Here is a 14,050-nt window from a genome sequence, read left to right on the forward strand (position 1 = left end):
AAATGCACTTGTCGTTGCGCTAAAGGCATTGGAGATTCATGCAAGGTTCCACTATTGACCCGTCGAAAGCCGAGCTAAACTACCATCACCAAGCCGAAGTGTCAGAAGTTTCGGCGCATGGAGTTGAGCATCACGACTATCGCTTACTAGGCGTGATTGTGTTCCTGATTGCTGAGGGCATGATCTTCCTGGGCTTATTTACGGCTTATTTAACCTTCCGAGCGGTGGCTCCGAGTTGGCCCCCGGCAGGGACGCCCAAGCTGGAATTACTTTTGCCTAGCATCAACACAGTCATTCTGATTGCTAGCAGCTTTGTGATTCACCAAGCCGATACAGCAGTCAAAAAAGACGATGTGAAAGGGCTACGGACTTGGTTTGCTGTTACGGCTCTGATGGGAGCTGTCTTCTTGTGCGGCCAGATCTATGAGTACAAGCATCTAGAATTTGGTCTCACTTCAAACTTGTTTGGCAGTACTTTCTATGTCTTGACTGGCTTCCACGGTTTACACGTTTGCTTTGGCTTAGTGCTGATGCTGGGTGTGCTGTGGCGATCGCTCAAGCCCAACCACTACTCGAAGGAAAATCACTTTGGCGTAGAAGCCGCTGAATTGTATTGGCACTTTGTAGACGTAATCTGGGTGCTACTCTTTCTGCTGCTCTATCTACTCTAGAAACTGCTGCACCTTAAACTTAATCAGTCTCACCCCCTCCCCAGGGGGTTTTTAATTACTAGTGAATTTAGCAAATATAGATAATGCTTTGTGTATGCGTCGAGGATGGGCAGTGAAACAGGATCAATCTTTTTCCTCAGCAGTTCTACGAGCGATCGCCCCATCGTTTAGGGCTTACCGTCGAGCCTTGAGCGCCCTGATTTTGATCATCCCCCTTTTACTCACTGCTTGCGGTGTACCGAGGATTTCCGCCGAGTCCAGACTGTTTTTAGACCGCTCCCTAGAGTTTTTGGGCGAGTATCAACTATCCCAGTCCACTTACGACAACACCCCAGTCGGAGCTTTGTCAGCCCTTACTTATGATCGCCAGCACGATCGCTTTTATGCCGTTTCTAATGATTCGAGTCAGCAAGCGCCAGCCAGGTTTTACACCTTCAAGCTCAGCCTGGATACCAGCGACGCGCAGGCTCCCAAAATTCAGCAGCTAGAAGTAGAGCAGGTGACACTACTGAAGCAAGAGAACGGTCAACCCTATGCTCCTAATGCGATCGCTCCCGCTGGCATTGCCTTGTCTCCGCAACAGTCTGTCTTTATTTCGAGTGACAGCTTAGATACCGCAGGGGGCACTCCTTTAGTCGGCGAGTTTGATCTAGCGACAGGCAAGTTACGGCATCGCTTGCCCATCCCCAATCGGTATTTGCCTAGCACGGGCACGCCAGAAGCACCCGCAGGGGTTCAAGAACATGGAGCATTTTCAGCCCTCACCATTAGCGCTCCTAGTGTCAGCCCTGCTAACCTAGAACCTTTTCGCATATTCACTGCTACTCAATCGGCCTTGGTGCAAGATCGGGAAACAGAGAACCAAACCGCTAATAATCGCTTACTCCACTACCTGATCGGAGAAGGCCCTCCGGTGCTGATTGCCGAGCATGTGTATCCCATCAAAGCTCCTCCCGTAGGTGCGATCGCCCCTCAACTCACAGAACTGATGGTTCTCGATCAAGGCGGGCATTTCTTGAGCTTGGAAGAAACCCTGAATGACTCCACCCCTTCTGCTGAAATTTTCCAATTGGCGATGGGTAGCGCTACAGACACTTCTAGTTTGGCTAGCCTGCAAGGCGCAGAAGGAATTCAGCCGATTCGGAAGCGATCGCTATTGGATTTGAACAAGCTTGGAATTCCACTGGGCGACTTAGCCGGGATGACGTTGGGGCCACAGCTACCAGATGGCTCCCAAAGCCTACTACTGGTCAGCAATAACCACCTACAAGCCGAACAACCAACTCAGGTGCTCTTGTTTCGGCTCAAAAATTCTACCTAAGCTGGCTCAAACTTTTGCTTCGGCTGCGTTACTGATTAATTTGACTTTAATGACATCTTGAAGCCTCGTTAATCCCTCACTGATAGGTTATTTCTAGCTGGGCAGTCACTTTCAGCTCTATGGGTCGTGATAATTCGGGCCAATGCTGAACCAGTCCTGCTTTTAACTAGGGTGAGGAGAGAAATGGATTCCTTGCAATTTGACCGTTTGCTATCCGCTCGCATGAAGCGGCGTAGTCTAATCATTGGGGCAGGAGCGTTAGCAGGGTTGGCGATCGCGAGCCAGAAACCCAGCCGAGTCATTGCAACTCCTCGCTTTACGGACTATCCCTTCAGTCTGGGTGTCGCTTCCGGTGATCCGTTACCCACCAGTGTAGTGCTATGGACCAGGCTGGCTCCTGATCCCCTCAACGGTGGCGGGATGATTCCCAACCCAGTGCCGATCCAATGGCAAGTGGCGACAGATGCCACCATGCGGCAAGTGGTGCAGCGGGGCACAGCAATGGCTACCCCGGAGCTCGCCCACTCAGTACGTGTGGTTGTGGAAGGTTTGCAACCCGATCGCTGGTATTGGTATCAATTTCAGGTCGGTAAAGAAATTAGTCCCATTGGTCGCACTCGAACTGCCCCTGCTTTAGGCGATCGCTTCGCTCGTTTGCGCTTTGCCTTTGCCTCTTGCCAAGATTGGCAAAACGGCTATTACACTGCTTATAAACATTTGGCTGAAGAAGACCTAGATCTGGTTCTGCACTTAGGCGACTACATCTACGAATACGGCCCCGAAGCAGGCAAACCCAGACAACACAACGGTCCTGAAATTGTCAGCCTAGAAGATTACCGCAACCGCCACGCCCTCTACAAAACTGACCCTAACCTTCAAGCGGCTCATGCCAACTTTCCTTGGATCGTCACCTGGGATGACCATGAAGTTGACAACAACTACGCCGATGCCATTCCTGAAGATGACCAAAGCCAACAAGCGTTTCTCAGCCGTCGAGCCAATGCCTACCGCGCGTACTATGAGCACATGCCCTTACGCCCCACCGCATTTCCCAAAGGGCCAGATTTGCAGCTCTACCGTCGCTTCGTCTTTGGGGACTTGCTGGAATTTAATGTGCTAGACACTCGGCAATATCGCACCGATCAGCCTTGTGGAGATGAACTCAAACCTCGCTGTCCAGAAGCATTTGCAGCTCAAGCAACCCTCACAGGCCTCAAGCAGGAGCAGTGGCTCTACCGGAATTTAACCCGTTCGCGAGCGCGCTGGAATGTTTTGGCTCAGCAGGTGATGCTGGCTCAGTTCGACTTTGACCCCCGACCCACCTCCGAACTGTTCAATATGGATCAGTGGGATGGGTATGTGGCGGCTCGGCAGCGTCTGCTTCAGTTTCTCCAAAATCGCCAACCTAGCAATCCAATTGTGCTGACGGGTGACATTCACTCTAGCTGGGTCCACGATTTAAAGGCTGACTTCAACAATCCCAATTCAGCCACCCTCGGCACTGAATTTGTCGGCACCTCCATTACGTCTGATTTTCCCCAAGCCTTTATTGCACCTGTCACCGCAGCGCTGCCTGCTAACCCTCACACCAAGTTTTTTGATGGCGCTTTCCGGGGCTACGTCCACTGCGAGGTCACGGCCCAGCAATGGCAGACTGATTTCCGAGTTGTGTCTACCATTCTGGCTCCCGATGCGACCGTCAGTACTTTGGCGAGTTTTGTCGTTCAAGATGGGCAACCTGGAGCCCAACGAATTTAACCAGAATCCTTGACAGTAGAAAAACCAATCAAGCGAGCACCCCCACTCGGCCTCAAACATTGGCCCTCAAAACCTGGCCCCTAAAAACTAGCTAGATCCTAGACCCTAGATCCTAGACAATAGTGGGGATCACTTTTAGATATGCGATTTTAATTTTTCCATGACTCACTCGACCGATGTTGGCACCTTAGCCCGCTGGATGGCGGCAGACTTTAGCAACCAAGAACAAGCCTTTGAGAACCCGCCTTTCTTTGCCCACATCCGGGTTTGTATGCGTCCCATTCCCCAAAAAATTCTGTCTGGCATCAGCCTGCTCGTTGAGCAAGCCTATGATTATCAGCTAAATGATCCCTATCGGGTGCGAGTGCTCAATTTGGTGGTGCAAGGCGATCGCATTGAAATTGAGAACTACACCGTCCGGGAAGAAGCGCGGTTTTATGGAGCCTCACGAGACCTAGAGCGCCTTGAAAGCCTCAAGGTTGAAGATCTAGAAAAATTGCCCGGATGCAACATGATTGCCGAGTGGACGGGCGACAGCTTTAAAGGCTATGTAGAACCTGGGAAAGGATGCATCGTGGTTCGCAAAGGCCAAACCACCTATCTCGACAGCACGTTTGAGATAGACGGCGAAAAATTTATTAGCCACGATCGCGGTCGAGATCCTGAAACAGACGAGCATGTCTGGGGTGCAGTTGCGGGCCCCTTCTATTTCGTCCGTTGGGCCAACTTTGGCGACGAAGTGAGAGTTTAAAATTTCTGTTCCGGGGGGAGGTCTCAATGAGCCCCATTCCTGGTACGGTGTGTAAAAGGTTCTCAAAGTTCATTCCAGTCTTGGGCTGATAGTGAACTCAGAACTTAGTCTAGTCTGTCCCCAGGCGGAAAAACTCTAGACCTGACGGATTCAGCGAACACTACTCGTGCAAGATTCAGCAAGATGAAAGTCCTGGTTATTGGCGGCGATGGTTACTGCGGTTGGGCAACTGCGCTCTACCTCTCCAATCGAGGTTATGAAGTCGGCATTCTGGACAGTATGGTGCGCCGACACTGGGATACGGAACTTTGCATCGAAACCCTGACCCCCATTGCACCGATCCAACAACGGCTCCAGCGTTGGAAAGATTTAACCGGAAAGTCCATAGACCTCTTTATTGGTGACATTACCAATTACGAGTTCTTGAACAAAGCGCTTCATACCTTCGAGCCAGAAGCAATTGTGCACTTTGGGGAACAGCGTTCTGCCCCCTTCTCCATGATTGACCGCGAGCACGCCGTCCTCACCCAGGTCAACAACGTGGTGGGAACGCTGAACCTGCTCTACGTGATGCGTGAAAGCTTCCCTGACTGCCATCTCGTCAAGCTGGGCACGATGGGTGAATATGGCACACCCAATATTGATATTGAAGAAGGCTACATCACGATCGAGCACAACGGTCGTAAGGATACCCTGCCCTATCCCAAGCAACCTGGCTCGTTCTACCACCTCAGCAAAGTCCACGACAGCCACAATATTCACTTTGCTTGTCGGGTTTGGGGCCTGCGTGCTACCGACTTGAACCAAGGCGTGGTTTATGGCGTCCTCACCGAAGAAACCGGAATGGACGAGCTGTTAATCAACCGCTTAGACTACGACGGCGTTTTTGGTACTGCGTTGAACCGCTTCTGTATCCAAGCAGCGACTGGGCATCCAATCACGGTTTATGGCAAAGGTGGTCAGACTCGTGGTTTCCTAGATATCCGCGATACCGTGCGTTGTGTGGAGCTGGCGATCGCGAACCCCGCTGATGCGGGTCAGTTCCGAGTCTTCAACCAATTCACCGAGCTCTTCAGCATTGGCGACTTAGCCACGATGGTGAAGCAAGCGGGTGCTTCCTTGGGCCTAGATGTGAAAGTTGATCACATCGACAACCCCCGGGTCGAGCTAGAAGAGCATTACTTCAATGCCAAAAATACCAATCTGCTCAGCCTCGGACTGCAACCTCACTTCCTCTCCGATTCTTTACTCGATTCCTTGCTGAACTTTGCTGTGAAGTACCAGGATCGCGTTGACCAGAATCAAATCCTTCCCAAAGTTTCTTGGCGTAGATAACCATCTCAGGCAGAGCTTCTTCTAGGGGCTCTGCTTTTTTTCAACCCTAAAAAAGTTGTCAGCAATTAAGTATTTCTAGACTTTATGCGAATTGCTCTATTCACTGAAACCTTTTTGCCCAAGGTTGATGGAATTGTCACGCGCCTACGCCATACCGTTGAGCACTTACAGCGTACTGGCGATCAAGTATTAGTTTTTTCTCCAGATGGAGGCTTAACTGAGTACAAAGGTGCCAAAATTTATGGGGTACCGGGAATTCCTCTGCCCTTGTACCCAGAGCTAAAGCTGGCTTTTCCTCGCCCTTCAATTGGGGAAGCCTTGGAGCGATTTCGCCCAGACTTAGTTCATATCGTCAATCCTGCCGTCTTAGGATTGGCAGGTCTGTACTACAGTAAAACTCTAAAAATTCCTTTAGTGGCTTCTTACCACACGCACCTACCCAAGTACTTGGAGCACTATGGCTTGGGGATGCTAGAAGGTTTGCTCTGGGAACTGCTGAAAGCGGGGCATAACCAAGCGCAACTGAATTTATGTACCTCCACGGCCATGGTGGAGGAACTGACGGCTCACGGTATTGAGCGAGTAGACCTTTGGCAACGGGGCGTAGATACAGAAACATTTCAACCGAGCTTAGCCAGCCAGGAGATGCGATCGCGCCTCAGTCAAGGCCACCCAGAAGCACCGTTATTGCTTTATGTGGGTCGCCTCTCTGCCGAAAAAGAAATCGATCGGATCAAGCCTGTTTTGGAAGCAATTCCCAACGCTCGCTTGGCTTTAGTGGGAGATGGTCCCTTCCGCCAGGAACTCGAGAAGCATTTTGCGGGCACCCCCACCCACTTCGTTGGGTATCTCGGAGGCAAAGAGCTATCGAGTGCCTTTGCTTCTGCCGATGCCTTTGTCTTTCCTTCCCGGACCGAAACTTTAGGGCTGGTACTCCTAGAAGCGATGGCGGCAGGTTGCCCAGTGGTGGCAGCTCGCTCTGGGGGAATTCCTGACATTGTTACGGATGGAGTGAACGGCTACCTGTTCGACCCCACCAATGAGCAAGGGGCGATCGCGGCCACTCAAGCTTTGCTAAATCAAGTTGAGAAGCGTGAAACTCTGCGCCAAAATGCCCGCCTAGAAGCAGAACGTTGGGGTTGGGCAGCAGCCACTCGTCAGCTTCAGAGTTATTACCGTGCTGTGGTTAACTCTCAAGTCCTACCTTCAGCAGCTTAGAAGTACCGATTCAGACAATTCAAACCTCATCCCGCCTACGGCACCCCTCTCCCATATGAGAGGGGATGGGGGAGAGGGTATGCTCAGCAGAACTACAGTTCTGTATAAGTTGTTGCTTGTTGGACTGTAGACAACCAGTTACATTCGTAGTGGTTCTGTTATTGCTCAGTCTTGTGAGGGGATACTAACCTTGACTGAACCAATAACCTGTTTTAGTTGCAGCGATCTCTTGATTAATCGAGAATACCTCACGACACTATAGATAAGAACCAATCTGAACTTGAACGAGTTGGGTATCCCCAGACCTGAATCAAGTTTTCTGACTGGCTCTGGGTGGTATCAGCTTGACTAGACAAGCTACGCTAATCAACAGGAAATGAGCTTTAGTGTAGTGTCTATAAAAACATCTAATTCTCCTGCGATCGCCTCGCTCAGAATCCATCTACCAAGCATGGGCTGCCTCGCCCCATTTATCGGTCATGACTATGACACTCCATAATTCTGGCGCTGTGCCTCAAGCGGGTGGCATGCTGGCTACCCTGACTCAAGGCAATAACCGTAAAGGCAACCTAACTCATCGCGTCAAGGATTTACCTGTTCCGCAATTCATTGATTTGCTGGAGCAGATTACCCGTGAGTTTGAGCACTTTTTACGGGCGATCGATTTAATTAATAATGAAACCTTAGAGACGCTGCTAGAGCAGATTCTAGAGGCATTTACCTTAAAGATTGGCCAAATTCTTCAGGCCGATCGCACCACTATTTTTTTGGTAGATGAAGAAAAAGCCCAGCTTTGGGCCAAAATTGCTCAGAGTGATGACGGCAAGTCACCAGAAATTCGCATTCCGATTGATAAAGGCATTGCAGGTCACGTCGCTACGACCGGAGAATGCCTAAATATTCCTGATGCCTACAGTCATCCTCTCTTTAATAAAGAAGTTGATAAGCAAACGGGCTACCACACCAAAAATATTTTGTGCATGCCTATTTTTAATAAGCATGAGCGGGTGGTTGCAGTCGTCCAGTTGCTGAACAAGATGGGAGGGATGCCATTTGACGCCACAGATGAGCAACACTTCCGTGAATTTGCTTCTTCGATTGGCATCATCCTAGAAAGTTGTAATACATTCTACATTGCAGCCCGCAACCAGCGCGGGGTGGCAGCGCTGCTAGAAGCGACCAAGATGTTGGGGCGCAGCTTAGATCTAGAAACCACCCTGCGGGCAGTGATGAATCAAGCGCGTGACTTGATGCAGGCCGATCGCAGCACTTTGTTCCTATTGAGCCGGGAAACCAATGAGCTGTGGACCAAAGTTGCGGCAGCCGACGAAAAAACAATTTTGGAAATCCGCATTCCTGCCAATAAAGGCATTGCTGGGTACGTTGCTTCTACGGGTGAGACCCTAAACATCCCGAATGCTTACGAAGATCCACGCTTTGATCCCAGCACTGATAAGAGAACGGGTTATTACACTCGCAATATTCTCTGTATGCCCGTATTTAACTCCAGCAGCGAGCTGATTGGAGTCACCCAATTAATTAATAAGCATCAAGGCAGCTTTACTAACTCTGACGAAGAGTTCATGCGGGCCTTTAATATTCAGGCGGGGATTGCCTTAGAGAATGCCCAACTGTTTGAGAACGTGCTGCTGGAGAAACAGTATCAAAAAGACATGCTACAAAGTCTGTCGGATGCGGTGATCTCCACCGACATGCAAGGCAGAATCGTTACCATTAATGATGCGGCCATTGAGTTGCTAGGTTGCCCGGTCCGCAAAGCCAGTGGCAAGGTGAATAAATTGCACTGGCAAGACAAACTGGTAGGCCGCTACGTCTGGGACATTATTCCGATCGAAAACTTGCAAATGCGATTGCAAGATAGCTTGAAAACTGCGGCCAAACACTACGTACCCGAGCAGAGCTTAACGGTGGGGCTGCATATTGCCACGAGTGCTGTAGGCGAAGGAACTGTAGAGGATGACGGTAACACCGTATACACTTTAACGATTAGCGATCGCACCGAGCCCAGCCGTTACGTTGCTTGGAACGAACTGCCTACGGAACCGACGGCTGAAACTAGCAATGGCAATTATGTAGTCGAGGCGACTTACTTCACCAAAGCGCAGATCCGGGAAATTGAGCGCAGTATCAACCTCACGGTGAATCCCCTCACCAACCCAGAAGGTAGCGTGCGCGGTGGCTTGGTGGTCCTAGAAGACATCAGCCAAGAGAAGCGGATGAAGACGACCATGTATCGCTACATGACCCCAGGCGTGGCGGAGCGAGTCATGGCTTTGGGTGAAGACGGCCTCATGGTGGGTGAGCGTAAAGAAGTCACAATTCTGTTCTCAGATATTCGTGGCTACACCACTTTGACGGAGAACTTAGAAGCGACCAAAGTTGTCGAGCTGCTGAATCAGTACTTTGAGACGATGGTGGAAGCGATCTTTAACTATGAAGGCACCCTGGACAAGTTCATCGGGGATGCGATCATGGCTGTGTTTGGTGCGCCTCTCCCTCTCAACGAAAACCATGCCTGGATGGCAGTGCAATCGGCGCTGGATATGCGGCGACGGCTCAAGGAGTTTAACGAGGCGCGAATGGTGGAAGCCCAGCCCCAAATTCACATCGGGATTGGGATTAGTTCTGGAGAAGTGGTTTCTGGCAACATCGGCTCCCAAAAGCGCATGGACTACACCGTGATCGGAGATGGTGTTAACCTCAGCTCTCGCTTAGAGAGTGTGACGAAGGAATATGGCTGCGATATTGTGCTGAGCGAGTTCACTTATGAACTCTGCCGCGATCGCATTTGGGTGCGAGAACTCGACAAAATCCGCGTCAAAGGTAAAAACAGACCTGTCAGCATTTTTGAGCTGATTGGCGATCGCCGGGAGGCTTTGCCAGCCGAAAGCGAAGATTTTTTAGGTCTCTATATTGCTGGACGCACAGCTTACACTCAAATGGAATTTCAAGCCGCGCTCAAGCACTTCAGCGCTGCTCAAAAATTGCGAGAAACTGATCAAGCGGTGGAAGCCCATCTCCGGCGAATTCAAGACTACCTCACAAATCCGCCCCCCGAAGACTGGGACGGCGTGCATACGATGACGAGCAAGTAGCCAAGTCAACAGCGTCAATAGAAGTGAATAGTCTACTTCTATTGACGCTGATTAGATCGCTCAATTGCCAACAGACTTTGCTCAAAACCTTGGTTAAAAGCCCTCGTCTTGCTGATGAAAAGGCTTTTGCCCAATTCCTAGCTGCTTCTTGGTCCGCTTCAGCTGTTTCCACAGCGCCTTCACTTGCTTGTAGGACTCCTCAGGCGTGAGCTTGCCACCTGTCTCTAGGCAACAGATGTAACTCACTCGTTGAGCGAACTCTTGCAAGTTGGCGTTGAAAACTAAGTTTTCTGGCTTCACCTCGCCATGGTAACGACTGCGCGGATAGAGAAAGTTAGAGCGTTCTGTCACAGTTTCCTCCCTGAGTTTTTAAATTGTTATCTTGTCTAAGTTTTTAACCCTGTAGCCCCTGATACAAGTTCCTGCGGCGATCGCTGGCTCGAAGATCTGAACAGATTTCAGAAGCCAGGGTTTTATCAAAAAAAGCTAATGGATCTTTAATTACTTATTAACCAGATCTTAACCAAAAAGTGCTCCCACTCCAGTAATAGTCAATACATATATATTTCTTAGCTTTAAAGCAGCCGTGAGGCGGTGATTCGCAGCAGGACTCATTAGAATAACAAGTTTTACTTCAGTTAAGAATAGATTAAGGAAATTCAGTTAAGTAAAGTTGCTCATTTGCTCGTCACAGCATTTTTGTAGGTCTTAATACTGACTATCTGAAACAAAGATTCAGCCATCTACCCACGCCGAGATTTATTTTTCCAGCCCTAAGAGATCACGCAAATTCATTACTATAGGCTTAGCCACGTCTTACTAAACCATGTCAAAGGCCACTATTGACCCAACGGATTACGTTCACGCTGCGGCCAGCTTGATCGATTTGCCTCTTGACCCAGAAGGTGTCCCTAGTGTCGTCACCAACTTTGCTCGCATTCAGGCGATCGCGGAGCTAGTGCTGGAGTTTCCGCTCCCCGATCAGATTGAATCCGCTCCGATTTTTGTCCCATGAGGTCAGCAGATGCTACGAGCATAGCGACGGCAATCCGCGATCGCGAAGTCACAGCTAAAGCGGTTACGGCGGCGGCTTTGGCAAAGATTGCGGAACTAAATCAGCACCTCAACTGCTTTACCGCAGTGATAGCAGATACGGCTTTGGCGACCGCTGAGCAGATTGACCATGCGATCGCCAAAGGGCAAGATCCTGGGCCTTTAGCTGGCGTGCCCTTTGCGGTCAAAAATCTGTTTGATGTTCAAGGTTTAACCACCTTAGCAGGCTCCAAGATCAACGCGGAACAAGCACCTGCCACCACCGATGCAACAGCAGTAGCCAAGCTGCGGCAAGCGGGAGCAGTTTTGCTGGGTACGCTCAACATGGACGAGTATGCCTACGGCTTTGTCACCGAGAATAGCCATTATGGGCCGACTCACAACCCCCACGATCTAAATCGGGTGGCAGGTGGCTCTTCTGGAGGTTCAGCAGCGGCAGTGGCAGCGGGTTGCGTTCCCTTGACCTTAGGATCTGATACGAACGGTTCTATCCGGGTGCCCGCGGCGTTATGTGGCGTGTTTGGCCTCAAACCTACTTATGGGCGTTTATCCCGCGCTGGCACCGTTTTGTTTTCCAGTAGCTTTGACCATATTGGACCTTTTGCTCATTCAGTACGAGATTTAGCCGCTGTTTTTGATGTGTTGCAAGGCCCCGACCCCCGCGATCCCGTCTGTACCGATCGCGCGCCTGAACGATGCCTGCCTCAACTCCAGCAAGGCTGTGACGGAGTGAGAATCGCGATCGCAACTGACTACTTTGCCCAAGGCGCGCTAACAGAAGCGTTAGAAGTGGTGGACCAAGTCGCAGCCGTTTTAGGCGCAACTCAGCGCATCACCATACCAGAGGCGCACCGAGCTAGAGCCGCAGCTTTTGTCATTACTGCAGCGGAAGGCGCTAATTTTCATGCGGCTAACTTACGATCGCGCCCCCAAGACTTCGACCCTGCGACTCGCGATCGCTTTCTAGCTGGATCTTTAATTCCAGCTCATTGGTATCTCCAGGCCCAACGCTTTCGCCGCTGGTTTCAGCTTCAGGTGCAAGAAATCTTTCAAACTGTGGACTTGATCTTGGCTCCCACAACCCCTTATCCCGCTCCTTTGATCGGCCAAGAAACCATCGTGATTGATGGAGTCGAGATGCTCATTCGACCCAACCTAGGGTTATTTACTCAGCCGCTATCCTTTATTGGGCTCCCAGTCTTATCAGTGCCGATTCAGCGACCAGGCCAGTTGCCTCTAGGCGTGCAACTCATAGCCGCACCTTATAATGAAGCCTTAATTCTCCGTATAGCCGCATTCTTAGAAACGGCTGGCATCGTATCTGCGCCTATTGTTCAACCGCGAATCGAGGTATGAGTACATACGACTGGATTGTGATCGGAGGTGGAGTCACAGGAGCAGCTCTGAGTTATGAACTTGCTCAGAAACAGTTTTCTGTGCTCCTCATCGAGCAACATGGCACCTTACAAGGGGCAACGCGGTTAAGCTATGGCGGCATTGCCTATTGGTCTGGTACAACCGATTTAACTCGACAACTTTGCCAAGCAGGTTGGCAGCGCTATCCCAGCTTAGCAGCGGAGCTAGGAGCAGAAATTCACTTTCGGGAATTAGATTTGTTGCTCACGGTGGCTGCCGATCGCGACCCCACTGCTATCGCTCCTAGTTACGCTGATTACGCGATCCCCCCCCGTTTGCTCAGCGTGGCTGAAGCCTGCGAGTTAGAGCCTTTGTTAAATCCTGAGGCGATCGTCGGAGCCTTCACAGTGCGCCACGGTCAGGTTGACCCAGAAGCCATGACCCAAGCCTATCAGCAAGCCTTGGTGCGATCGGGTGGCAAAATTGTCATCGACTCAGTGATGGGATTGCAGCGACAAAACCAGCACATTACAGGGGCGATCGCGACACAGCAGATTTATACAGCCGCCAATGTCGTGATTTGTGCGGGTGGCTGGAGCCGAGCTTTGTTGGCCGAGGCAGGATTGACAGTGCCCCTCTACTTTACCCATGCTGAACTAATCGAGACACCCCCAGTTGATGTCCAGCTACGAACGCTAGTGATGACGGCAGAGATGCAGCGTTTTCAGTTAGAGGCGCAAGCCAGCACAACTGATAAAGAGCAGCAGTGGCAGCAACCGGATACAGAGTTATCGCCTTTCGTTCTGGATGCAGGTGCCGTGCAACTGGCAAATGGCAGTTTCCGCTTGGGGCAAATTAGCCGCGTCCTTAGTAATCCAAAAGCTCAAGTGGATGCTGTGGCCAGCGAAGCCGCCATCCGGACAGCAGTTGGCCAAGTACTACCAAGTTTGCAAAATCTCCCTGGTCAATGGCAGCACTGCTTGGTTGCCTTTAGCCGCGATCGCCTTCCCTTAATTGGGGCTGTTCCCGAAACTGCTGGGTTATACGTTTTCTCTGGCTTCAGCAACCCCTTCGCGATCGTGCCTCCTTTATCAGAACGGTTTGCCGAAGCTGCCACAGGCAAAACAGACTCAATTTTGACGCAACTTTCGCCAGCCCGCTTCGCTACGCCTATAACTTAATCAACTAACTCGATAAACTAGGCCCATCAAACGCTCAATGGCGGCTTTTTTAAGACAGGGTAGAGCCCTAAAACCCTCAAGTGCCTGAGTCTAAGCCAAGAATAGCTCACACAGTAGACCCAGCTTAAATAGAGTTCATTTAGAATGGGTGATTATACTAGGTACGTACTTATCCAGGCTAGATTGTGTTGTTTCTGCTCAGTCAGTCTTGACGGCACAATTCATTTCGTAGCGCAAGCGTCAACTCCCATCTGTGTCTATCCTGCAAAGCACCTTCATCGCTGGGTCTT

At 50.6% G+C, this 14,050-nt stretch carries 11 protein-coding genes; 10 read left to right on the top strand and 1 reads right to left on the bottom strand.

Going from position 1 to position 14,050, the window contains the following annotated elements:
• Positions 1-38 precede the first annotated feature (38 nt).
• The 7 genes from H6F68_RS02550 (at position 39) to H6F68_RS02580 (ending at position 10,170) form a co-directional block, all read left to right on the top strand.
• Complete coding sequence (locus H6F68_RS02550; protein ID WP_190431390.1) at positions 39-671, top strand: heme-copper oxidase subunit III; 633 nt, start codon at positions 39-41, stop codon at positions 669-671.
• A gap of 112 nt (positions 672-783) precedes the next feature.
• On the top strand, positions 784-1,992 hold the full coding sequence (locus tag H6F68_RS02555; protein WP_199299857.1) for an esterase-like activity of phytase family protein: 1,209 nt from the start codon (positions 784-786) through the stop codon (positions 1,990-1,992).
• Between the two features lie 183 nt (positions 1,993-2,175).
• Positions 2,176-3,750 carry an alkaline phosphatase gene (locus tag H6F68_RS02560; RefSeq protein WP_190556214.1) on the top strand — a complete coding sequence of 525 codons (1,575 nt, stop codon included), beginning with the start codon at positions 2,176-2,178 and terminating at the stop codon, positions 3,748-3,750.
• A 160-nt stretch (positions 3,751-3,910) separates the two neighbouring features.
• Positions 3,911-4,501, top strand: a complete 591-nt coding sequence (locus H6F68_RS02565) for a chromophore lyase CpcT/CpeT (RefSeq protein WP_190556216.1) — start codon at positions 3,911-3,913, stop codon at positions 4,499-4,501.
• A gap of 183 nt (positions 4,502-4,684) precedes the next feature.
• The gene (locus H6F68_RS02570; protein ID WP_190431381.1) at positions 4,685-5,836 is read left to right on the top strand and encodes an NAD-dependent epimerase/dehydratase family protein; all 1,152 of its coding nucleotides are present in this window, start codon (positions 4,685-4,687) and stop codon (positions 5,834-5,836) included.
• A gap of 84 nt (positions 5,837-5,920) precedes the next feature.
• The gene (locus tag H6F68_RS02575; protein WP_190556219.1) at positions 5,921-7,054 is read left to right on the top strand and encodes a glycosyltransferase family 1 protein; all 1,134 of its coding nucleotides are present in this window, start codon (positions 5,921-5,923) and stop codon (positions 7,052-7,054) included.
• Positions 7,055-7,539: 485 nt separating this feature from the next.
• Positions 7,540-10,170 (top strand): GAF domain-containing protein, encoded by a 2,631-nt coding sequence (locus tag H6F68_RS02580; protein ID WP_190556777.1) that lies wholly within the window; start codon positions 7,540-7,542, stop codon positions 10,168-10,170.
• 93 nt (positions 10,171-10,263) lie between these two features.
• Here the strand turns inward: H6F68_RS02580 and H6F68_RS02585 are convergent, their stop codons facing one another.
• On the bottom strand, positions 10,264-10,521 hold the full coding sequence (locus H6F68_RS02585; protein ID WP_190431375.1) for a hypothetical protein: 258 nt from the start codon (positions 10,519-10,521) through the stop codon (positions 10,264-10,266).
• Between the two features lie 475 nt (positions 10,522-10,996).
• Here H6F68_RS02585 and H6F68_RS02590 point away from each other — a divergent pair, with 475 nt between their 5' ends.
• Genes H6F68_RS02590 through H6F68_RS02600 form a run of 3 tightly spaced genes read left to right on the top strand, consistent with a single transcriptional unit; the run spans position 10,997 to position 13,760 of the window.
• A complete protein-coding gene (locus H6F68_RS02590; protein ID WP_190556221.1) occupies positions 10,997-11,185 on the top strand; it encodes a DUF4089 domain-containing protein in 189 nt (62 codons plus the stop codon).
• Positions 11,182-12,579, top strand: coding sequence for an AtzE family amidohydrolase (locus tag H6F68_RS02595; protein WP_190556223.1), 1,398 nt, complete (start codon positions 11,182-11,184; stop codon positions 12,577-12,579). Before H6F68_RS02590 ends, H6F68_RS02595 begins: the two co-directional genes overlap by 4 nt.
• Positions 12,576-13,760 (top strand): FAD-binding oxidoreductase, encoded by a 1,185-nt coding sequence (locus tag H6F68_RS02600; RefSeq protein ID WP_190556225.1) that lies wholly within the window; start codon positions 12,576-12,578, stop codon positions 13,758-13,760. Before H6F68_RS02595 ends, H6F68_RS02600 begins: the two co-directional genes overlap by 4 nt.
• The last annotated feature ends 290 nt before the right edge of the window (positions 13,761-14,050 follow it).

Origin of the sequence: Trichocoleus sp. FACHB-262, from assembly GCF_014696035.1 — a bacterium.
Classification (GTDB): Bacteria; Cyanobacteriota; Cyanobacteriia; order FACHB-46; family FACHB-46; genus Trichocoleus.